The 22672-nt window shown below is 40.3% G+C and carries 18 protein-coding genes; all 18 read right to left on the bottom strand.

What is annotated here, in order from left to right:
* Window positions 1-4: 4 nt before the first annotated feature.
* Window positions 5-1945, bottom strand: a complete 1941-nt coding sequence (locus tag DR017_RS02920; RefSeq protein WP_002680547.1) for a TonB-dependent receptor plug domain-containing protein — start codon at window positions 1943-1945, stop codon at window positions 5-7.
* Between the two features lie 19 nt (window positions 1946-1964).
* Window positions 1965-2684, bottom strand: coding sequence for a hypothetical protein (locus DR017_RS02915; protein WP_002680433.1), 720 nt, complete (start codon window positions 2682-2684; stop codon window positions 1965-1967).
* Window positions 2685-2696: 12 nt separating this feature from the next.
* On the bottom strand, window positions 2697-2981 hold the full coding sequence (locus DR017_RS02910; protein ID WP_002680549.1) for a winged helix-turn-helix domain-containing protein: 285 nt from the start codon (window positions 2979-2981) through the stop codon (window positions 2697-2699).
* Entirely contained in the window at window positions 2974-3567 is a 594-nt protein-coding gene (locus tag DR017_RS02905) for a hypothetical protein (RefSeq protein WP_002680520.1), read from the bottom strand. Before DR017_RS02905 ends, DR017_RS02910 begins: the two co-directional genes overlap by 8 nt.
* 120 nt (window positions 3568-3687) lie before the next feature.
* Entirely contained in the window at window positions 3688-4272 is a 585-nt protein-coding gene (locus tag DR017_RS02900; RefSeq protein ID WP_002680462.1) for a riboflavin synthase, read from the bottom strand.
* A gap of 133 nt (window positions 4273-4405) precedes the next feature.
* A complete protein-coding gene (locus DR017_RS02895) occupies window positions 4406-5401 on the bottom strand; it encodes an NAD(P)H-dependent glycerol-3-phosphate dehydrogenase (RefSeq protein ID WP_002680531.1) in 996 nt (331 codons plus the stop codon).
* A 4-nt stretch (window positions 5402-5405) separates the two neighbouring features.
* Window positions 5406-5945 (bottom strand): DUF1599 domain-containing protein, encoded by a 540-nt coding sequence (locus DR017_RS02890; protein WP_002680534.1) that lies wholly within the window; start codon window positions 5943-5945, stop codon window positions 5406-5408.
* 24 nt (window positions 5946-5969) lie between these two features.
* Entirely contained in the window at window positions 5970-6449 is a 480-nt protein-coding gene (locus DR017_RS02885) for a hypothetical protein (RefSeq protein WP_002680522.1), read from the bottom strand.
* Window positions 6450-6453: 4 nt separating this feature from the next.
* Window positions 6454-6759: a type II toxin-antitoxin system RelE/ParE family toxin gene (locus tag DR017_RS02880; RefSeq protein WP_002680503.1), complete on the bottom strand. Its 306-nt coding sequence runs from the start codon at window positions 6757-6759 to the stop codon at window positions 6454-6456.
* Window positions 6744-6968: a hypothetical protein gene (locus DR017_RS02875; RefSeq protein WP_002680550.1), complete on the bottom strand. Its 225-nt coding sequence runs from the start codon at window positions 6966-6968 to the stop codon at window positions 6744-6746. Before DR017_RS02875 ends, DR017_RS02880 begins: the two co-directional genes overlap by 16 nt.
* 133 nt (window positions 6969-7101) lie before the next feature.
* The gene (locus DR017_RS02870; RefSeq protein ID WP_002680427.1) at window positions 7102-8571 is read right to left on the bottom strand and encodes a DUF4832 domain-containing protein; all 1470 of its coding nucleotides are present in this window, start codon (window positions 8569-8571) and stop codon (window positions 7102-7104) included.
* A gap of 85 nt (window positions 8572-8656) precedes the next feature.
* Entirely contained in the window at window positions 8657-10240 is a 1584-nt protein-coding gene (locus DR017_RS02865; protein WP_002680458.1) for a glycoside hydrolase family 31 protein, read from the bottom strand.
* A 40-nt stretch (window positions 10241-10280) separates the two neighbouring features.
* Complete coding sequence (locus tag DR017_RS02860; protein WP_040361474.1) at window positions 10281-14411, bottom strand: hybrid sensor histidine kinase/response regulator transcription factor; 4131 nt, start codon at window positions 14409-14411, stop codon at window positions 10281-10283.
* A gap of 104 nt (window positions 14412-14515) precedes the next feature.
* Complete coding sequence (locus DR017_RS02855) at window positions 14516-15616, bottom strand: DUF5017 domain-containing protein (protein ID WP_002680456.1); 1101 nt, start codon at window positions 15614-15616, stop codon at window positions 14516-14518.
* Window position 15617: 1 nt separating this feature from the next.
* On the bottom strand, window positions 15618-17423 hold the full coding sequence (locus DR017_RS02850) for a RagB/SusD family nutrient uptake outer membrane protein (RefSeq protein ID WP_002680492.1): 1806 nt from the start codon (window positions 17421-17423) through the stop codon (window positions 15618-15620).
* 13 nt (window positions 17424-17436) lie between these two features.
* A complete protein-coding gene (locus DR017_RS02845; protein ID WP_002680426.1) occupies window positions 17437-20502 on the bottom strand; it encodes a SusC/RagA family TonB-linked outer membrane protein in 3066 nt (1021 codons plus the stop codon).
* Window positions 20503-20724: 222 nt separating this feature from the next.
* On the bottom strand, window positions 20725-21489 hold the full coding sequence (gene trpA, locus DR017_RS02840; protein ID WP_002680542.1) for a tryptophan synthase subunit alpha: 765 nt from the start codon (window positions 21487-21489) through the stop codon (window positions 20725-20727).
* Window positions 21479-22663 carry a tryptophan synthase subunit beta gene (gene trpB, locus DR017_RS02835; RefSeq protein WP_002680432.1) on the bottom strand — a complete coding sequence of 395 codons (1185 nt, stop codon included), beginning with the start codon at window positions 22661-22663 and terminating at the stop codon, window positions 21479-21481. Before trpB ends, trpA begins: the two co-directional genes overlap by 11 nt.
* Window positions 22664-22672 lie beyond the last annotated feature (9 nt).

Here is a 22672-nt window from a genome sequence, read left to right as displayed (position 1 = left end):
TGAATTAGAAAAAACTAAAAGTAGTTCCTAAATACAGCATTCTGCCATTGTAGTATCGATAGGAAGGAGTGTATCTTTCATCGTATATTTCTTTGCTGATGTTTTTAGTATTCAAAATATTAGCCAAAGTGGTATATACTATAAAGTTTCCTTTTTTCAATGGGAATATTCTGTATATGTTTAGGTCTATTTTGCTGTAATAAGGTAATTGCATACTATTTTTATCTCCAAAAATAGGAAAACGGGCTCCATTTTGAATGTATGAACTAACAATAGGACTATATCTCTTTCCTTTCCTATAAGTAAACGCTATGTTACAAACAGTTTTAAGAGCTTTAAAACTGTATTGCAAATCAGTTTTTATTATAGGACTTATATCTTTTGTAGAGTTGTATTCAATATCCTTCATTTTTTCTTTATTGCTAAAAACAGCAACTGCAATTTTCCATTTAAATTGCTTAGCAATCAATATATCTGCTAATAGTTCAGTTCCTAAAATGCACTGTTTTATAGGAAAGTTCATAGTAGTACCTTCCCATTGATAAGAAGTATTAACATCAGCAGTTAGTCTGTTGTAATATACTGAAATACCGAAATTACCGTTTTTGAATTGCTGTTGAAAATCAAAAGTAGCTTGTTGAGATTGGTATAGAGGAAAACTAAAATAGGGATAAGTAGCTATACCGTAATTGCTGTAATTCCCTACAGAAAAGACAATAGATTGTTGATTATTAGTAGTGTATCTTAAGGATAACTGTTGGTTGAAAAACAAATCACTGTGCTGCAAAAACGCTTTAGATACTCTTCCTGAATAAGAGGCTGTAAATTTGTAATGAGGGCGGTATTTCAATACAAAATACCCCTGCAAACTATTGAGCTTGTTATTGGTATCAAACACTTCTTTAGGGGCTCTAACACTATACTGAAAAGGAAGGGTGTTGTAAGTTCCTTCAAAACTATATACTCTATAATCACAATCGGCACCTATCTGTACCCCCATTTTTCTTTGGTTGTGTACCCAACTTACCGATGCAAAAAAATCTCTTTTAAATGTGTGGTTTTTGATATTTCCAAAGGTAAAAAGTTCTTTGTTTATATCAGCCATTAGGTTGTATTGCCAATAGGTTTTAGGTGTTATAATATGTGTAAAATTCAAAATATTTAGGTTTCGATGTTCTTTACTGAAAGCCTCTCCTTTATAGGTAAGTAGTTGTTCTTCAAATGAAGTCCTATCAAAGTTGTTAAAACTATAGAAATTCATATAGATCTTTTCGTTAAAGAAAATGCGGGTATTAAGTCCTACATCTTGAGTGAAAAACTTTTTGATATATGGGAAAGTCTCACCGTTGATAACTTTAAAAATATCAGAAAAGGAGTGATTGGTAAATACTTGGAAGAAAGACGTTTTATTAGGTGCATATTTATCAGCGTAATAGCCTCCAACAGTAGATATCCCTATAGAAAAAGTAGCATTTCTCCCCTCTAATGATTCAACGGTGTGCGCTTCAATAAGTCCGCCAGATGAATGTCCTAAATACAAAGGAGGATTTCCCGAAAAAACGTTTAGAGATTTGACCGTTTGGGTGTTCAGAAGACTAAAAGTACTCAATCCAGCTATCGTATTGGTGCCTCTAAACGATTTGTAGATGGGTACATTATTAAAAAACAATACAGATTGATTGCTACCCGTTCCACGAATACTTATTTCGGCACTTTCTTCAGTCTCAGTAGATGAGGGCAAATTTGCTGCTGCTCTAAGTATATCGCCAAAAGTATTAGGATTATTGTATACATCCAAACGTTTTATTTCTTTGATAGAAAAATCTTTTAGAATAGGAGTTTTGCGATGTGTAAGCACAACTTCTTGTAAGTGGACTGTATCAAGTGTTTGTGCTTTGGTGTATAAAGGACTAAAAACGATTGATAAAAGGAGGAAATTTTTCATATTTTTTTAGGGAATAGGACTAATGTTTATTTTTCTGGAAGAACTCATTCTGAGGAAAAAGAGTAGCCCCTTTGTTAGCAGTTTCTTTAGCTTTTTCCTTTTCTCCTTTCTTCAGATAGAAACTCACTAATAGTTGATAGGTGTCTTCATAACCCCAACTCACGGGACTATCTTTAGATGTTTTACTGAATAGAGCGATAGCTTGCTGAAAATAACTTTCGGTTTTGCGTTGCCCACCATACATTTCAGGGGTGTGCATATCTTGTATACCCTTCACTAAAAAATACCGCGGATTAGCTTTGTCTAGCGATAGCGCTTCGTCTAAATCATCGCTAATTTTCATTGCTTTTTGGTACATATTGGCATTAGGAGCTACAAAATTTAAAGCATAACTTTCACAGAGAGCTAAAAGCACCCAGTCCTCAGCATCTTTATCGGTTTTCTTTTCCAATAACTGAACAGCTTTCTCTATATCGGCTTTGCCAAGTAGGCGAAGTACCTCATTCTTAACACTTCCATAAGTACCTAATAGAGATGATTTTCTATACAAAAGATAGGCTTTCCAATAATCAGAAAGTTGTTTTTCGTTCTTTTCGTAAAAGTCACGCAAAGGCTGCTCGCTCTTTTGTTGGTGAGCAGTAGCCAAAACGGAGGCAATTTGCGCATCCGTACTTTGTGCAGTAGCTATTCCGCTGAACAATAGCCAACACATTAAATACAAATTAAAATACTTCATCATATTCGTTATTTTTTAGAGTTTGAGATAACTTTTTAAAGCTTCTACATAGTTTTCAAAGGCAAGCAACCCTTTATGCGTAAGCTGAAGTTCGGTATTTGGATAATTGTCCTTAATGGATTTAGTTACAGTAACATATCCTGCCGCTTCTAACTTCTGTATTTGCACCGATATATTCCCCGATGTAGCTTTGGTAACCTCCTTGATGCGCACAAAATCGGCTTTTTCTTCCGATATTAACAAAGAGACTATTGCCAAGCGGAGTTGTGAGTGCAAAATAGGATCGAGTTCGCTAAACATTTTGTTGCTTTTTATAGTGAATATAGAGTTGAACACCAGGAATTAAAAACAGTAAACACGCTAATATCGATGAGAGTAAAGGTAGATACACACCATATTGACAATACAAAACGCTATAGATAATTACGATGGCAATGAGTGAAGTAGCGACCCAAAGGCGCATTTTCAAATGTAAGGCAACTGCCAAAGCTACAAAAGCAAAAGGAAAATAGATCGTTAGCAGGGCAATTTCATAATGATTCCACAAGCTAAAAGACATACAAAAACTGAGCAATGCTACTACTCCTGCCACACACCACGCCCAGTCGAGCCAATCGGCAGAAAGAAAAGCTTTGCTGTGTTGTCCTCTATTTCTCAAGAGGATTCCAAAGTTAATAACAAAGCCTAAAGGCATCAATACTGCCCATACCATTCCCGATTGTTTAGGGTAAAAATTGCTGATGAGCATTGTAAACTGCACTATTCCTGACAGTGCGATGAGTGCGCCCCAAAAGAGCAAGAAAAAGCCATTGGCTTCATACTTTTGTTTGCGTTGCTGGATAATCTCTTGAATGATTTTCAAGCTATCGGAAGGCTGTAATTCCATAACATTAAAAGGTTTTTACGTTTAAATATGCGGCAAAGGTAATTAAGTTTATTTTATAAACCAAATTTTTTACCTAAAAAAAAATTGCCAAAGTCTTTGAACTCTGGCAAAATCTATATTTCATCGTTGCATAAGTCGGGCGACATATTTACCAATTACATCAAATTCTAAATTTACAATGCTACCTATTTGTAAATGTTGTAGATTGGTATGTGCTAAAGTATAGGGGATTACCGCTACACTAAAACTATCACGAGTGGCATCGACTACAGTGAGGCTTACGCCATTCACAGTGATAGAGCCTTTTTCTATTACTACATTACCCGTAGAAGGGTCGTACTCAAAAGTAAAGCGGGTGCTACCGGCTTCCTCTTGAATGGCACTACAAGTACCCGTTTGGTCGGTATGACCTTGCACGATATGTCCGTCTAAGCGGGTGTTGAGGAGCATACCGCGCTCTAAATTTACTGCATCGCCTACTTGCAAACTACCTAAGTGGGTTTTGGCAAGGGTTTCGGCAATAGCGGTAACTCGGTATACATCGCCGTCGATAGCTACTACGGTGAGGCACACCCCATTGTGGGCAACACTTTGGTCTATTTTTAGTTCATTAGTAAACGAACTTTTCACGTATAAATGCAGATTCGCTTGTTCGCGTTCTATTCGTACGATTTTACCTATTTCTTCTATAATTCCTGTGAACATAATAATCCTCACCCCGTTCCCCTCTCCAAAAGAGAGGGGACAAATCCATAAAAAGGATTTAAGGGCATAAATAAAAGTTTAACAATGATTTTCTCACGTGAACTCCCCTCCTTTGGTGGGGTAGGGGAGGAAACTAATCCAATTCTCCTGTGAGTTCTGAGAACACTATACTCGCTCTTTTGCCTTCGTAGAGTACTTTGTAGACGGCATTGAGTATAGGGGTACGGCTTGGTTTTTCTTGATTTTTGTTGATGAGATAGGCGCTTTTGGTGGCGTAATAACCTTCGGCTACCATATTCATTTCAGCCATTGTACTCTTTACGGTATAGCCTTTGCCTATCATCGTGCCAAACATACGATTGCGACTGAAAAGCGAGTAGGCAGTTACGAGTAAATCACCGAGATAAGCGGAGTTGTTGATATTGCGTTTGATTTTGTAAATATGCTTGATATAGCGTCGCATCTCGCGAATGGCATTGCTCATCAGTACGCTTTGGAAGTTATCGCCATAGCCCAATCCGTGTGCGATACCGGCAGCAAGGGCATAGATATTTTTGAGCATAGCTGCGTATTCAATACCTACCACATCGTCGGATATTTTAGTCTTCACATAATGGCGTTTCATTGCTTCAGCCATAAAGCGTGCTTTTTCCTCGTCCAAACAAGCAATAGTGAGGTATGACAAACGTTCGAGGGCTACCTCTTCGGCGTGACAAGGACCTGCAATGATACCTATCTGAGCGTAAGGCACGTGATGTATTTTATTGAAATACTCACCTACGATGAGTCCGCTTTTAGGTTCGATACCTTTGATAGCAGAAAAAATATTTTTATTAGATAGTGGTTCGGAGAGTTTTTCTAATTCGTCACTTAAGAAAGCTGAAGGGATAGAGAAGACGATATAATCGCTAAAAGCTACCGCCTCGTTGATATCGTTAGTGAGGTGTAGCTTGTTGATGTTCAGGTGTACGTCGCTGAGGTAGTTAGGGTTGTGTTTGGTTGCTTTGATGTGCTCGATAGCTTGTTCATTGCGCATATACCAACATACTTGGTCGATATTGGCAGTAAGGATTTTGACGAGTGCTGTAGCCCAGCTTCCCCCGCCTATTACAGATATTTTGGTTTCCATTTGTTTAGGTGTTAGTTGTTAAATGGATGAGGGCGAATACAGCGTAATTTACTATATCTTGATAGTTAGCTGCAATACCTTCGCTTACGAGTGTTTTGCCTTGGTTATCTTCAATTTGTTTCACGCGTAAGAGTTTTTGGAGGATGATATCGGTGAGAGAACTCACGCGCATTTCACGCCATACTTCGCCATAATCGTGGTTTTTGGCTTCCATTAGGGTGCGAGCTTCTACTACTTTGGCATCGTAGAGGGCTGTAGCTTCCTCCAAACTGAGGTCGGGTTGAGAGGCGATGCCTTTATCTATTTGAATGAGCGCCATTAGAGCATAGTTGATAATGCCTATAAACTCGGTAGTTTCGTCTTCGTCTATTTTGTGTACAGCGTTTTCTTGTAGTCCGCGAATGCGTTGTGCTTTGATGAAAATCTGGTCGGTGAGAGAGGGGAGTCGCAATATACGCCACGCACTGCCATAGTCTTTCATTTTGTTAGTAAAGAGGCTACGGCATTGTTCAATTACTTTGTTATATTGTTCTATAGTATTCATTTTATTTAGGTAAGAGATAATGCTTTATTCTATAATTATATTGTATTTAGGGTCGATGTTAGTGCGAGAATCGAATACAAAGTCAAAATAAGCGGCATCGTCTTTTTTTCCTTTAATTTGTTGTTTTACACGTCCTACTTCAACACCTTGTTTGTTGAGGACTTTTACCATTACGCTTCCTTCAAAGTCTTTTTCGAAAATGAAGTAGAGAGAAAGTTTGTTGTCGTTGCCATTTTCATCACTAACGGTGTGATGACCTAATTTTAAACCGCGGTTGCTAAGAGATTCTGAAATTTTTAGCATAGAATTACCCGATTTATCAATACCTTCTCCTACGCCATCGCCGAAAGAACGCGCTGTACTTCCCATAATTTCACCTGCTTTAGTAGCAGTTGTATTAGCGATTTCTTCAGTAGTATTGGCAGCATCTTTAGCTGCATTAGAAAAGAAACTACAAGAACTAAAAGTTGTAGTTATAGCAAAAAGTGTGATTATTTTTTTCATTGATTTAGAATATTAGTTTTTCAGGATTATCTCTATTATCAAAAAAGAAAACAATTTCTATCCTATCAGGAAAAATTTCATAAAATAGAGAAAAGTTGTAGAGTATTATTACTCTTCTAATTTCTTTTTGAGATGTTTGATATACAACTGGGTTTGAGAAAGGGAATTGTATAATTCTCTTTTCAGCAGCTTCAACTTCTGTTATAATCTTTTGAGAGTAAGTAGAAGATTTATTGTGTTCAATCCAAAAATCTAATGTAGAAAGATACTCTAATTCTGCTTTAGGAGCCCATATTATTTGTTTGTGCATAACAATCTTGCTTTTTGATGAACTTCTGAGCTTGGGATTCCTTTTCCTTCACGCAATTCTTGCCAACCTTCCTCAATGCCTTGTATTACTTCTAAAGGTAAAGATTGTATTTCATTCTTCTGCACATCTAAACCTATGGCTTCTAACACACGTACTGCCATTTGGTATTGTTCAAATGTTATATCTTGATTGAATTGTATGTGCCTCATATTTCTTATTTTTGGGCAAAGGTATAAATAATTTGTCAATTAACCAATTTGGTGATTGGAAAATTAGTCGTCAAACAAACCGAACTAATCCGATTTGTTTGACGACTAATTATTAATTTCTAACTGCTAATTTCTAATTCCTAATCTTTATTGTGTGAATCTTGTTGTAGCCAGTTTGGGGTTCCCATACCTCTTTATTAGCTAAACGGATACTATACTCAGGGCGAGTGGATAGGCTCTTGTAGGGGTCGGGGAGGTTGAGATATACGTTGTATTCTCCTGCAGTAAGATTTTTAGGAAGGGTTATCTCTGCACCTACTTCGGTAGTGTTGCCTGCTGCCCAACGGCGAGGATCGGTATTTACTTTGAAAATATGTTTTTCGCCAGTTCCTTTTTTTGTGAGAATTATCTGTACATCACGCGGATTGAAAGGCGCTGCAAAACCTTCATTTTTAATCTTCAATTGCAGTTGTAATTTTCCTCCTACTTTGATATTATCATTGAATTTTCCCTCAGTAAGCACAAAGCGATAACCGAGACGTCTTTTGATATCGTCCATACATTTGTTTTTCCAAAGGTTTAGAATCCCTTCATAATAGTCTTGGTTGAGGTAGCTCCAGTGGTAGGTAGCCATATCTTTTAGGGCGTTACTACACTCGGCATAAGAAGAATAGCCTGATGCTGGACGGCAGGTTTCGCCCCCCATTACTACGTATTGAGTTTCATTGGCTACATAATTGCGATGCTCTTGTATGTGATGATAGGTGCCAGTATCGTCGTCATCGGCGAGGAAACAATCGTTGTGAAAACCTATGCGAGAAAGGTCACTACCAGTAAAAGCTGTTTGAGCCGTTAGAGCGTTGCCTACACCTATGTTTTGAGTGTAGAGTTTAGCTTTTGGGTAACGCACACTTACCATTCTATCCTTAGGCAAAATGCTCAGTTCTTTGGCTAATACCTTCTTGCGTGGTTCATACGCTTGGGTGTTATCGGCAGGTTTAAAGGTGTAGTGATTCGTGTAATACCATTCACCCCATACGCCTACAAATCCAGATTCCCACACAGCTATAATATCAGCATTTTCTTTAATGATAGGAGCTAATTGATTGAGATGCTTTTCTGTCCACCGCCAAGAAGCATCTCCTTTGCCTTTATTGTAGTCGTTCTCATCATACGAATAGGCAAAACGTAACACTACCTTACTACCTCCTTCACGAATGGCACGCATATTATTGCGGATGCGATTGAGATAACTTTCTGAAATAGGTTGCTCACGAAACTCATTCATATAATAGATGGTGAGTACAAGGCTAAGTCCCTCTTTTTCTCTTTTTTCTCTTACCCAATTGGCATTTAATTCCCAGCTATCACTTTTTTGATCTTGGTGTGTTAAAAAACCTCTTTCGGGGTTTAAGAATATTTCATTAGTAGGCTGGTAATTCACTATTTGAGTGAGTTGAGTATTAGGGGGTAAGGGTTGGGTAGTTTGCGATTGGGTGGTAGAAGTCTGTGTGCCTTCCCCACTGTTAGTGTTGTCTTCTTTGCTTTGGCAAGAGATAGACACTGCTAATAAAGCGCATAACGTTAAAAAACATTTTTTCATATTATTGAATTTTTAATAAGGTTTTCTTTTGTAAGGGCGTTTGCAAAACGCCCTTACATTGATTATCAGATTGCTATTATATTTATTACTTAATCTTTACAAAATAAGGCAATCGCTCTAAAGGTACTTTTAGGGTGTATTCTTTGTCTCCTTTGTATTTCTTGCCTTGTTCATCCTGCCAAGTGCCTTTGGGGAGTTTTACCGTGCGAACATCGCTTTCGGTCATTACGGGGGCTACTAAATACTTATCGCCCAGCATATATTGGTCTTTGCAATTAGCGAAACCCTGATGAGGAAAAGCGTACTCCATACTGCGCACAATAGGTTCTCCTGTTTGTGCCGATTTTTTAGCTTCGGCTATGATATAGTCGCCTAATTGTTCGTGCCATTTGGCATATTTGATACAGATAGCTAAATTTTCTTTCGAGAGAATGCGCCAAGGAGCTACTGAGAATTGCATCATAGGCATCATCGAATGTATTTGGCAAGAGCGCACGATGAGCTTCTGATTGAACTTAGTAGGGTCTACATTCAAGAAACTGCCGTATTCCCCTCCGCCTATCATATCGGGGCAGGCGAAAGCATAACCGTTGAGTCCTGCGGCTATCATATCGGGGACTAAACGGGCTACACCATCCCAAGAGTAACTCTTGTCACCCAAACGCTGTACCAAAGCCTGTCCGCCTAATTTCCAGCAAGCGCGGAACTCGTTGTAGGGGAATTCTAACCCTAATTTACCCCAGAGGTAAGACTGTTCAGTATCGTAAGATTTTTGGTCGAAAACCTCTACATTTTCTGCCAAATAACGCTCGGGGTCACCGGCATCAAACTTAAATCCATCGATGCCGTATTCTTTTTGTAGGTCTTTAAGCATATTCACAAAGTAGGCAAAGGCTTCGGGATTGCTAAGGTCGTAGCAAGCGCTGAGCCCATTCCACCAATCGAGGATAGCAGGGGTGTCAGCTCCTTTTTTCTTCACTAAATAGCCTTTGTCACGCAAAAAACGGTACTCTTGGCTATCGGGTGATACAAACGGACATACCCATACCATCACTTTGAAGCCCATTTGGTGGAGTTGGGTTATCATTTCTTTAGGTGTAGGAAACTTATCTGGACGAAATTGCCATACGCCATAGTCTTTTTGCCAGTTGTCATCAATCATTATTACTCCCGTTGGCATTCCGTTATCCAGAATAGCTTTGGCGTAGGCTAAAACGTCCTTTTCATTTTGATTGTAAATAAGTTCTATCCAAGTGTTGTATTGCGGTTTGGTAAAGAACACTTCGGGGGGGATTACCCCAGAAGGAGGAAAATATTGTTTACTCACTGCCTGATAGGCACTTTTGAGGGTAGTGCCAGCTGTGTGGCAACTCACTTCAGCTCGTGAAGGCGTGATGAGTATCTTTCCGTCTTTAAATTGGTAAGCAAAAGGAGCTTCCGAAGTGATGTAACGCCCTTGATTAGAGTACAGAAAGGGTACTGATTGGTTGTTAAAATTCTCGGTGCGCAAGTTGTAAATACGCTCTGATGGTTGGTAAGGCATTTCTTTGCCTACGCCCGTAAAGCCACCCCACCATTGTTCATTGGGTAGTAGGGTGATTTCAGTGGGCTGTTGTGCGCTCGCCCATAGCGAACTGCACAAAGTAATAAAAGCAAATATTCTTTTCATTAGTCGTTAGTTTTTAAGTGTTAGGTATCTATTTTACCTCTTATCTCTTACCTGAAATAAATTCTGAGGGTGATACCCCAAATTGTTCTTTAAAAGCTCTTGTGAAATACGACGGACTATCAATTCCTACTTCGTAACACACTTCACTGATGAGTTTATCGGTAGTTTTGAGCAGTTCGGCAGCTTTGTCTAAGCGTATTTTGCGAATGTAGTTTGCCAAGGTAAGCTCGGTGGCTTGTTTGGCAAAGCTGTACAACTTAGTGCGGTTCATACCGAGTTCCAAACAGAGGTTATCTACCGAGAAATGTGGGTTTTGCATATTGGTTACTACCAAGTGAGTGAGCTTGTCTAACTGTTCTTGTTGTTTTTTATCAATCACCTTCTGACGGATATTCTCAATAGGAGCGCGCTGTTTGCTCTTGTTGAGCAAGTTGCGCACATTGGTTTTGAGTAGTTTCACATCAAAAGGTTTCGTAAGGTAGGCATCAGCACCTAACTCAATTCCTTCTATTTGCGATTCTATTTGCGATTTTGCGGTGAGTAAAATCACAGGGATAAAACAAGTTTGTAGGTTCTTTTTCAGGATAGCACAAAGCTCAAATCCATCAATTTTAGGCATCATCACATCCGATATGACCAAATTAGGAAAATGCTGATTGCACTTTTCAATCGCTTGTTCGCCATCGGAGGCGAGAATGATGTTGTACTCTTTGATAAAGATGTTTTTGAGAATCATCAGTACCTCGTGATTGTCGTCTACTAAAAGCAAGGTAGGTTTATCTTCCTGAGGCAAATTTACAATTTCATCTTCTTCATCGTTTAGATGCTCATACTCAACGGCATAGTCCGATAAGTATTCTTTTAGCTGAAAAGCACTGTCCTGCAATTTCTGTTCGGGCAATAAGTAACTATCGTCCATAGGGAAAGTGATGATCACTTCGGTACCTACATTAAGCTTACTGCTAATGATAATCCCACCGCGATGCGCTTCAACTAATGATTTTACCAAAGAAAGTCCGATACCCGAACCTACTCTTTTTTGTCCCAACCCCTCTACACGGTGGAAGCGTTCAAAGATTTCGGGCAAAGCTTCTTTTTCAAGTCCTACCCCCTCGTCTTCTACTTTCACGATGAGTTGTTTGCCCGCTAAGGTGCGTGTAGTGTTCTCAAAAGTATTCTTGTAGAGCGGTGTAATTTCGTTTAAGTTCCCCACTGATACTGATAACCTTATAGTGCTTCCTGCATTGGAATACCTAATGGCATTGGAGAGAATATTAGAAAGTATCTTACTAAAATACTTCTCGTCTAACCACAACTTCACTTCTTGTTCAGGCAGTGTTAATTGCAGTGTTATCGCTACTTGGTTTGCCCACTCCTTAAACTCGTTGTAGATGGATTGTACATAGCTATTTACTGAAATGTAATTAGCCTTCAACTGAGGGGTGTATACATCCATACGGTGTATTTCAAGGAGTTCGTTCACCATATTGCTGAGTTTACCCGTATTGCGTTTAAGAGTATGTACATACTTATTGTTGGGCATTTCCTCTTCCATTTCGGTTACTGCGTGGCTCATAAGGGTAAGAGGAGTGCGGAACTCGTGAGATACATCCGTAAAGAACTGCATTTTCATTTGCATAAGTTCTTCTTTATGGCGTTCTTTTTCCTCTTGTACAGCTATGGTATGCTTCATTTGTGTCCATCGGATAAAGTAACGAAATCCTATAAATAACAAGGAAACTAAAATGATTGCATACAACAAATACGCCCACCACGTGAGCCAAAAAGGAGGTTTAGAAACTACAATAAGCTCGGTTTGCGCTCCGCTCCACTGTTGCCAATCGCCTACCTCCACTAATAGTTTATAGGTGCCATAAGGTAGTTTTTGATAGGTAGCGTGGGGTACTTCGGTATTCGCAGCGATATAGTGCCAATCGGTGTCGTAATCTTCGAGTTTATAACGATAGCGCAGGTGCTGAGGTGCTTTGTAGGAAAGGGTTGTGAAATAAACTGAAAAGTTGTTGTTAGGATAGCCTATAGTGAGAGTGTTAGTAAACTCTATAGCCGAATTAACAACCTTCCCATTATTCTCAAACCTACTAAAATGTGCTTTCAGTTTTGCCGATACAGGTATTTGCGCTTGTGGTTTGAAATAGTTAAAGCCGTGAGAGCCTCCAAAGTACAAATTCCCTTCAGCATCTTTGCAAGAGGAAGCTGTCCCGAAACTATGTCCTTGCAATCCATCACTATTGTTGAAAGCTGCAAAACGCTTTAGCTTTGTATCAAAGAAACTCAAATAGAAACCTCCACACCACACATTGCCAAAAGCATCTACCTCCACACTTTCGATATCATTAGAGGTAGCCCCTTCATCTATGCCGTAATGTTCGGCAGTATAGGAGGGAGTTCCGTTGGCGTTATCGGTGAAGATAACCTTGTTGAGCCCGCTGCCCATAGTGCCTATCCAATAAGTATCTTTGTCTTTATCAATTGCCCAAAGATAATTGCTACTGAGGCTTTGAGAGGTTTGAGTATCGGCAGCGTATTTGAGCACACGCACTACTTCACCTTTAGCATTAAGTTGCAATCGGTTTAAGCCCATTACCGAGGTTATCACCAATTCATTTTTGGCTTTATCCACATATATTTTGTGGAGCTTGTTAGTAGATAACCTACGAGGTTCGGGAGTTGCTTCGGTAAAGGCATAAATATTTTGCCATTGCCCATTTCGATCCTCAAAGCATTCTAAACCAGAATAGGTGGTAATCCACAAACGTTGAAAGGAATCGAGTTTGATATCAAAAATATAATCTTTACACTGCGGTTGAAAAGAACTGATGATGCGTCTACTCTGTTTATCAATTACAAATACACGTTCGCGAACCGATACGTACAAATGCGCTTTATCGCTCTGAATACTCGTGACGTTAGGTGAAAGTTCGGGAGCATTACAATAAGGTTCTTCTAATTGTTGTTTGCGGGTATCAAAACGAATAACCCCTCCAAACTTATTGCCTATATACACATAACCATCGGGGTCGTAGTGCATTGTACTCACAAATTCCGACCCAACTTTACTTTGGGGTTTTATCCATACTGTTTTGAAGAACGCATCGCGCGTGCTGCTGTAGGATACACCATTAGACCAAGCCGATACCCACAAATTACTGTCCTTGTCTAAGAACACACTATTGATATGATTGCTTGCTGAATACGGATTGGAAGGTGAATGGCTATGTGTTTTTAGCAGGTTGAGCGTGTTTTTATCTAACTGAAAGATACTCTCTTCATTCACTACCCACACGTATTGGCTACCCACATCCAGTGAAAGCAGATGCTCATTTAAAGTAAATTCTTTTTTAGCAACTATTGTATAAGTATTGTTAGGATTACAAGCGTATTTCACTAAACTATCACGGTAAATCACCCATAAATAACCATCGGTATAGAACATCTTTACGATACCCGAACCTATGTTGTTCACCTTTTCGGGTAGGGCTTTTAGTGTGCCTTTTTCAGGAACGTAAGCCGATAACCAAGGAAAACCCGAAAGCCACACTTCTCCTTTTTTACTCACCGCTATTTGCGGATTGAGTTGCGAAGTAGTGAGTTGTGAGACAGAGCCAATAGGCAATGTTTTTAGCGTAAGTGCCTTCTCGTGTTGATTCCACACTACCTTAGCACGCCTAATTTGGTTTTCACTCAAAAGCCAAAGTTCATTGTTTGTGCCTTTTTGTAAGAGTTTTACTTTGGTATAGAAAGCCAAATCAAGAGGGTCGTCTATTTTAAAATTGACAAACTGTTTGAGGTGTATATCAAAGCAAGCTACTCCTGCTTCGGTAGCTACCCAAAGATAACGCCCCATAGGTTGCAGGCTATACACACGATTGTAGTACACTGAGTTGATAGGGTCTTGCTCGTACTTATAGGCATCAAGGGTATAGCCATCAAAACGGTTGAGACCGCGATGCGTGCCTAACCAAATAAAGCCCAACGAATCCTGAGCAATGCAAGTAACGTTGTCGTGCAACAAGCCTTCATTGCGTGTGAGATGGTGGAAAAGGAAAGTTTCTTGCGCTTGTAGCTTTATCCACAATCCTTCTCCTAAGAAAATAGAGGAAAGAAAATACCACAACAACAGGATTCGCAAGAGCTTTATCAATCTATTCATTTGTCAGTTTCATTATTCATTTAGAGCGCAAAAATATTAAACAATTGACAATTAACAATTAATAATTAACACAATTGTCATTCGTAACTCGTCATTCGTAATTATTACGGTGTTACGGTGATTTTGATAGTGCGATATTCGTTGTTGTACTTGTATTCGTTAGCACTTACAGCACCTACATCAGTTTTGTAGCCATCTTTGGAATAGCTTTTAAAACCACTGCTACTGCCTACTACCACAACCTCATAAGTACCTGCTTTGTCATACTTGTGAGTGTATTTGGTTACCCCAGAATTATCGGTAATGGTAATACCTTTTCCTGTATCGAAAGCCTTATAATCAATAGAACCAAATTTTGCTGATTCAACAAAGTAATCGCCTATATAGCCGATATTAGCCCCTACAGTAGTAAACAAAATCTGAATATAAGAAAGCGTTGCCATTTTTTTGTTTACAGCACTTTCCCACGCTGCGATGGTACGACCGATATCAAAAGTGTAATCAGTATATTCTGTCTTAGGAGTTACAAACAAATCCCAAACAGTATCATCTTTGAAAGTTACAGCTGTTTCTCCTTCAGCGATACCTCCTAAACGTATCACGATAGGGAATTTAGTTTCTTCAGGGTGTTCACTTTCGTCGTTTGCACTTTTTAGAGTAGTTGTCGCAAACTTCATTCGCAGTGTCATTTTTTTATCACTTCCTACTTTGGTGTTTACGTTCAATCGCAAAGCCTCATACCACCAGTTAGGGTGTTTGGCATTCACTTTCACTACATTTTTACCTATGGTAGCATCGGTTACTACTTCGGCTTGACTGCCAACTAAGTTATTACCGCTATTGGCATTACGCACTTCAAAAGCGCCATCGGCTAAAGTAGTGCTCCCTACTTGTGTAGAAGTAAAATCTACTTTGTAAGGTTTCACATCAGGGTCGGTAGGGCGATAGTTTTTACCTTGCAATTCCTCAGAAGTCTTTCCTTTGAGTACATTGTCTATACTCTTTAGGTAATCGTGTCCTTCATCACCGGTGTAGATAGCCAAAGCATTTACATTGTGATGAATTGTAAAAGTTACGGGGTCGCCTACCCTTACTTGGGTTTTATCGGCTGTTACTGATAGGTCTACATCTTCGGGTTTATCCTTAGTGCAACCACCTAAAGCCGTGAGTAACAACCCGCTAATGAGTAATATATGTGTTTTCATTTTAGTATCCAGGGTTTTGAGTTAAATTCTTATTTGCGTCTAATTCGCTAAGCGGAATAGGTAACAATTGATGATAAGGGCGAACATTTTCAGGCGCAGCAGGTGCAGGAATACGGCGTTCTTCTCCACTGATAAACGGATTGTTGATACGCCAATTTTGCAAGGCTTGTACCAAGATACCACGGCGTACGAGGTCACACCAGCGGTCGGTAGTTTCTCCTACAAGCTCGCGAGCACGTTCGTTCAATATTTCGGTGCGGAAAGCGGTATAGTCATCGCTGTAATGTTTGGCTGTCCACATAGCAGTACCTGCGTAGTCATAGCCATAAGAGGAGGTTTTCCAATCGGGGACTGTTGTATTTACATCGTTGATATGAGTTTTATCCAAATCACGAGGTAAGGCATCGCGGTGTACGATGCGTCCGCCTGCTTTGTTAGAGATACGAGCACGTTTGCGCACTAAATTCACTGCATCGTAAGCACTTTGCACGTTGGTGCCGTTCATCGCTAAAGAAGATGAGGGGGTATAAGCCCCAGGTGAATGATTAACTTCGTTATAAGCCTCTGCATAAATGAGGAGAACATCGGCAAAACGGAGGAGAGGTTCATCCATACCAAAGTTTTTGTAGTTATAGGAAGAGGCATCGGCTAATGGAAAACGGCGGAATTTACCGATACTCCACATCACCCAGTTGTTGTTTTCGGTAGCGCTACTGAGGGGTTGATCTACACGAGTATCCCAATAGATTTTATAATCCCATCCCCATATTTTACCATTGTCGAGCACTTGCACACGAGGGCAGTTCCACAATCGGCGAATAGAGTCGGAAGGTTCATAAATCATACGATGGTAATCGGAACTGGAAATGTTATCCCAAGAGCCACCTAAGTTTTCATTACCTCTCATCCCGTAAAGCATTCCTGTGAGGGTACCAGTATCGTCGCCTGTAAGACCTTGTACGCACCATATCACTTCTTTAGGGGCTTCACTTACTTTGGTTTTAGCGTTGAATACATCGGGATAGTATTCTACTAATTGATAGCGACCGCCTTGTATGACCTCTTTGGCGTAATTCATTGCTTTGGTGTAGTTTTCAGTAGCTGAACCGAGTATTTCACGTCCGTCGCGTTGTGCTACTGAGGCGAGCCACAAGTGTACTTTAGCTAAGAAACCGCGGCAAGCATCTTTGGTAATACGTCCGTATTGATAACCATTGCCCGTATCACCTTTTTCGGCTACGTGATCCATTGCATAGGTAAAATCGGCAATAATTTGCTCAAACACTTGCTTTTGTGGGGTACGAGGCACTTTGAGGTCGTTGAGTGATTTGGTTTCTTTCACAACCAAAGGCACATCACCAAACCAGCGCACCAAATCAAAATACAAGTAAGCACGCACACCACGAGCTTCGCCTACATAACGTTCCCAATTGTTGATGCGACCTTGGTGTTCGGTTACATTATCGATTACTGAGTTACAGTTTTTAATAGCGGCATAATGCTGTTGCCACATTTGGGTAATATAATCGTTGTCTGACCCGAATTTGTAGTTACGCAAGCCTCCTCCTTCATCCCAATCGGCGCGTTTGGCAAGGTCGGTACTGATTTGTTTGGTACCGTGTCCTGTAACATATACATCGGTGAGGTAACGGTAAGTACCGTTCATTGCTTGGCGAGCATCCAATTCATTTTCATAGAAAAATTGTGAAGTGGGAGTACTCTTGGGGTCTTCTTCCAAGAACTTAGTGCAACTGCTCAATCCAAGGCTTGCCCCTATTGCTATAATGGTGGTAATATGTAATTTCATAATCTATATCTTTTTAAAAACCAACTTCTACTGAGAATAAAACCGAGGTAGGTCGTGGGTATGGACTCATATCAAGCCCTGGTGCCAAACGAGCTATGGTGCCATAACCTGTATTAGCTTCTGGGTCAAACCCTGAATAACGTGTCCAAAGAGCGAGGTTAGTACCTGTTACCCCTATGCGCAATTTGTTGAGTTTATAAGGCTCTAATACCTCCTTAGGCAAATTGTAGCTGAGACTCACGGTTTGCAAACGCAAGAATGAACCATCTTCTACCAAGTCGCTGCGGAAAGCGTTTTCAGCCCAGAAACCACCTCCAAAGAGTGGGAAGTTGCGGTCGGGGTGAGCTTCCGACCACACGTTGTTATAAACACTTTGTGTGATATTGTCGATATTCTTAGTGCCAGTGAGGTAGTAAGCGTTACCATTTACTACATCGTTGCCATACGACCAGCGCAAGAAAGCGTATAATTCCCAGCCTTTATAGGAGAAAGTGTTGCCTATACCCCCTGTATGTAATGGGTTTACATCGGCTACTGGCACACGGTCGTTAGTATCGATTACACCATCGTGGTTGATGTCTTTCACTCGCAAACCTCCTAAAGCTACGTTAGGACCTGGTTGTGCATTGTCCACTTCGTTTTGGTTGTGGAATACACCATCGGCTACATAACCATAGTAAATACCCACTGGCATACCTACGCGCAAAAGCACATCACTTTTGATTTTGGAGTTGATGCCACGGTCGTAAAACTGTTGATACTGACCTTCGTCTAATGAAAGGATTTTGTTTCGGTAGAAAGAAATATTGAAATCAGTTGTCCATTTGAAATCGCCATCACGCAACCATTGTGCATTGAAACTTACTTCGAGACCTTTGTTTTCCATTGAACCTGCATTCTTCCACGCTTTTTGGAATCCTGAAGTAGAAGGGATATTCACTTCTAAAAGCATATCGTCTATGCGTTTGTAGTACAATTCGGTAGAAAAGGTGTAGCGGTTTTTGAGGAAGGACAAATCTAAACCGATATTATATTGCTTTTGGCTTTCCCATTTGAGGTTATCGTTAGCAATATTGCTGGTATAACGACCGATTTCCACTTTGTTACCGTCTAAAACTACTTTATTTTTAGCGAGTTGCGCTAAAGATTGGTAAGATGGGATTTGGTTGTTACCTGTCATACCAAAACTACCGCGCAAACGCAAATTGGAAATAGCTTCTATTTTTTTGATAAAGTCTTCTTCGTGAGCATTCCAAGCTAAAGAAATAGCAGGGAAATAACCGTATTTGTTATTCTTACCAAATTTAGAAGAACCATCAGCACGCAAAGAAGCATTGAGCACATACTTGTTGTTATAACTATAAGTTGCTCTACTGATGTAGGATACTAATTGGTTGCCATCATAAGTGTACAAAGGCGCATAGGTTACTAACCCTTGGTTGATACCCCAAATACCTTGTTTGGTATCCTCGAAGTTGGTAGATTTGTTATAAGTATAATCTGTCCAATACTTATTGGCTTCAAAAGCGCCCATTATAGAAAAATAGTGCTTATTGATGCTTTTAGAGTACTGCAAGCGAGCTTCGTATACCCAGCTGTTCTCATTGCGATTAGAGAGTTCCATACGTCCGCGTTCTGATTGTCCAAACCAAGTATCAGGACCCCAAAAACGGTCTTGACCAATAGTGTGCAAGCGGTAAGAAGCGCTGGTGTTAAAACTCAAATCTTTGAGCAGTTGATAACTGAGGTATACATTGGCGTTGAGCTCGTTGTATTTGGTATTGATATCCACTTGGTCTACTGCTACCTTAGGGCTCATTGTGCGAATGTTAGGATAGCTCATCAGGGTGCCAAAACCAGGGTAGTCTAAGAAAGGAGAAGTTTGCAAAGCCCTGAGTACCACTCCATTTTGAGACCAATCACTCACAGGATTTTTATCTTTAGAAACGGCATACGAAAGGTTGATACCTGCATTCATCTTGTCGTTAATCTTTTGTGAGAGGTTGAGGCGTGAAGTAAAGCGGTTGAAAGCAGAACGCTTGATAAGTCCTTTTTGGCTGAGATAGCCCACAGAAAGCATATAACGGGTTTGGTCGGTACCCCCCATAATGCTACCGTTAGCTTCATTTTTAGTACCTGTTTGGGTAACTTCTTTCAACCAATTTTTCACAGCAGGGTGATTCCAGCCTTTTTCAGCAATCATTCGTTGCCAAAAGTCTATTTGAGGTTGGTTGCCCCAAGTGCCATAGTCGAGCATTTTGTGAGCGTAATCTTCAGCGCTGAGCACCTTCAAAGGGATATTAGGCATCATTTCAATAGAACTTGCATAACTGAAGTTAAATTTAGGTTTAGCGAGTTCTTTGCCTTTTTTGGTGGTGATAAGTACTACCCCATTAGAACCATTAGACCCGTAGATAGCTGCTGCGGCGGCATCTTTGAGGATTTCCATCGACTCAATGTCATTAGGGTTCAAACCGAGCAATGGGTTGGTAGCCACATCATCATTGGTATTGGTTACCCTTTGAGTAGGCATTGGCACCCCATCGATAACAAATAGCGGTTGTGTACCTCCTGTGATGGAGTTCACCCCGCGAATTCTAAAGGTGAGTCCGCTGGAAGCAGAACCATCGGAAGAGATGATTTGCACCCCACTCACTTTGCCTTGCAACGCTTGCAATACCTGAGACGGACTGCTTTGGGCGATATCTGCCATTTTCACCGAAGCTACTGCCGTAGAAATATCGCTTTTGCGTTGAGTACCGTACCCTACGATTACCACCTCATCCATTTGAGTTACTTCAGGAGAGAGAGTTACTTTGAAGGTACGCGTTTTGCCTACGGCTATGGTTTTTGGCTGATACCCTATATAGCTCACTACAATTTTATCAGTAGAGAGTACATTCAAGGAAAAACGCCCATCCAAATCAGTAGCCGTACCTGTGTGCGCTGGCTCTACTACTACCGTCGCACCAGGAAGGGGTTGTTGGTTTTCATCAGTAACGACCCCCGTAATGGTTACTTTTTGTGCCAACATCGGGATGCTGAACAACAAAATACAAATGCTAATGATGTTTTTCATTATACAAAAATTTAAAGTTTTTTCTTTGCGACAAAATTAAGAATTGATTAACAAAGTACTCTTTACCTATTGTACGTTTTTCTTTACTAAAGTTTGTTTTTCTTACGAAAACGTAAGTAATCAGTAAGTTAGGAAAGCAGTCGTTAATGATTAATCGTTAAAAAAAACTTTGTTAAAGTCGTTAGACTCTAACAAAGTTACTCGTTATTTGTTACCCAAATGTTACCTAAATAGTTCTTCAATTTCTTTCATAGTTTTTGCTACATCATTGTTTTGAGTGAGAATGACGATGCTCGTACCTACAATCACTCCATCGGCGTAATGGCGCATCGTTTGTACATCACTATTCGTTTTGATGCCAAATCCTAACGCTACAGGTAGGGTGGTATGTTGCTTGATGTTGGTAATGAACTGTTCCAATCTACCTAAATCAACCTGTTTGCTACCCGTTACCCCCAAAGACCCCACAGCATATACAAAGCCACCTTTAGCCAAAGAAGCGATTTTAGCAATGCGGTCGCCAGAAGTTACACTCACCAAAGGAATAAAAGCAATGTTATGAGCGTTTAGCAGTTGTGCTACTTCGGTGGCTTCTTCATAAGGCAAATCGGGGATAATCATACCTTTGATACCTATTTCAGCACTTCGCTTTACAAAGGCTTCTACTCCATAAGCAAAAACGAGATTGTAATACACTAAAAACACTAAGGGCTTATGTACTTTTTCTTTTACTGAATTGAGAAGGTCAAACACTACATCGGTAGTAACCCCTGCTTGTGAGGCAGCAAATGAGGCTTCAGCAATGTGTTTACCATCGGCTAAGGGGTCGGAATAGGGAATGCCTATTTCCAAAATATCAATAGCCGAGTCGTCTAACTTCGTGAGAAATTCTTTTGTAAATTGAGTAGAGGGGTAGCCTGCTACTATATAGCCGATATTAACGTTTTTCTTTTCGGCAAAAATATCTGTTATAGTTTTATATTTCATCTTTTTCTCCTTTTAATACTGAAAAAACAGTGTGCATATCTTTATCACCTCTACCCGATACATTTACTACTATAGTTTGATTAGCAGGCAAGGTGGGGCATAATTTTTCTAAATACGCCAAAGCGTGAGCACTTTCAATGGCAGGGATAATTCCTTCAGAACGAGTGGTGAGCACAAGAGCATCCATAGCCTCCGCATCGGTGATAGGTATATATGTAGCTTTGCCACTTTCAAAGAGATAGGCGTGCTGAGGTCCTACCCCAGGGTAGTCAAGTCCAGCCGAAATAGAATGTACCGGACTTATTTGTCCGTACTTATCTTGTAAAACATAAGTTTTCATTCCGTGAATAATACCTTCTTTGCCTAAAGTGAGGGTAGCAGCGTGCATATCGGTATCAATACCGTAACCACCTGCTTCCACTCCGTAGAGGTGTGTAGTATCATCATCTAAAAATCCTGAAAAGATGCCAATGGCATTACTACCACCACCTACACAAGCAATTACGTGATCGGCGTGTAAGCCTAAAACACCAAGTTGCTCACGACATTCTGTACCTATAATCGATTGAAAATCTTTTACCATTGAAGGGTAGGGGTGAGGACCTACTGCCGAGCCTATCACGTAGAACACCGTTTCAATCTCAGCTACCCACGATTGGATAGCAGCGGTAGTCGCTTCTTTAAGCGTTTTAAGTCCGTCGTGAATGGCTACTACGTGTGCGCCCAAGAGTTCCATACGGAAAACATTTAGCTTTTGGCGCTCCATATCTACTGCACCCATATACACATCGCATTCCAATCCTAAGAGAGCCGCCGCAGTAGCGGTTGCCACCCCGTGTTGTCCTGCACCAGTTTCGGCAATCACTTTTTTCTTGCCCATACGTTTGGCAAGCAATACTTGCCCCAGAGCATTATTAATCTTATGAGCTCCAGTATGGTTGAGGTCTTCGCGTTTCAGGTAAATCTGCTGACCGTAGTGCGCACTTAAGTTTTTGGCGTGATAAAGGGGGGTAGGACGACCTACATAGTTTTTGAGTAGGTCGTTTAGTTCTTCTTGAAAGGTAGGGTCGGCTTTGGCTTTAAGGTATTCGGATTCTAATTCGTTTAAAGCGAACATAGCGGTTTCAGGCACGTATTGCCCTCCAAATTTACCAAAATAAGATTTTGTATTCATTATGTTAAT

This window comes from Capnocytophaga sputigena (genome assembly GCF_900446695.1).
In the GTDB taxonomy this organism is placed as follows: Bacteria; Bacteroidota; Bacteroidia; order Flavobacteriales; family Flavobacteriaceae; genus Capnocytophaga; species Capnocytophaga sputigena.
The sequence above is the reverse complement of the archived record's forward strand: the minus strand, read 5'-3'. Positions and strand labels throughout refer to the sequence as shown.

Coding starts and splice junctions, on each gene's coding strand:
- trpA (WP_002680542.1), bottom strand. CDS start 21,489: ATGAAATATAAAACTATAACAGATATTTTTGCCGAAAAGAAAAACGTT.
- DR017_RS02865 (WP_002680458.1), bottom strand. CDS start 10,240: ATGAAAAGAATATTTGCTTTTATTACTTTGTGCAGTTCGCTATGGGCG.
- DR017_RS02860 (WP_040361474.1), bottom strand. CDS start 14,411: ATGAATAGATTGATAAAGCTCTTGCGAATCCTGTTGTTGTGGTATTTT.
- DR017_RS02885 (WP_002680522.1), bottom strand. CDS start 6,449: ATGAAAAAAATAATCACACTTTTTGCTATAACTACAACTTTTAGTTCT.
- DR017_RS02870 (WP_002680427.1), bottom strand. CDS start 8,571: ATGAAAAAATGTTTTTTAACGTTATGCGCTTTATTAGCAGTGTCTATC.
- DR017_RS02900 (WP_002680462.1), bottom strand. CDS start 4,272: ATGTTCACAGGAATTATAGAAGAAATAGGTAAAATCGTACGAATAGAA.
- DR017_RS02895 (WP_002680531.1), bottom strand. CDS start 5,401: ATGGAAACCAAAATATCTGTAATAGGCGGGGGAAGCTGGGCTACAGCA.
- DR017_RS02875 (WP_002680550.1), bottom strand. CDS start 6,968: ATGAGGCACATACAATTCAATCAAGATATAACATTTGAACAATACCAA.
- trpB (WP_002680432.1), bottom strand. CDS start 22,663: ATGAATACAAAATCTTATTTTGGTAAATTTGGAGGGCAATACGTGCCT.
- DR017_RS02915 (WP_002680433.1), bottom strand. CDS start 2,684: ATGATGAAGTATTTTAATTTGTATTTAATGTGTTGGCTATTGTTCAGC.
- DR017_RS02850 (WP_002680492.1), bottom strand. CDS start 17,423: ATGAAATTACATATTACCACCATTATAGCAATAGGGGCAAGCCTTGGA.
- DR017_RS02905 (WP_002680520.1), bottom strand. CDS start 3,567: ATGGAATTACAGCCTTCCGATAGCTTGAAAATCATTCAAGAGATTATC.
- DR017_RS02855 (WP_002680456.1), bottom strand. CDS start 15,616: ATGAAAACACATATATTACTCATTAGCGGGTTGTTACTCACGGCTTTA.
- DR017_RS02845 (WP_002680426.1), bottom strand. CDS start 20,502: ATGAAAAACATCATTAGCATTTGTATTTTGTTGTTCAGCATCCCGATG.
- DR017_RS02910 (WP_002680549.1), bottom strand. CDS start 2,981: ATGTTTAGCGAACTCGATCCTATTTTGCACTCACAACTCCGCTTGGCA.
- DR017_RS02920 (WP_002680547.1), bottom strand. CDS start 1,945: ATGAAAAATTTCCTCCTTTTATCAATCGTTTTTAGTCCTTTATACACC.
- DR017_RS02880 (WP_002680503.1), bottom strand. CDS start 6,759: ATGCACAAACAAATAATATGGGCTCCTAAAGCAGAATTAGAGTATCTT.
- DR017_RS02890 (WP_002680534.1), bottom strand. CDS start 5,945: ATGAATACTATAGAACAATATAACAAAGTAATTGAACAATGCCGTAGC.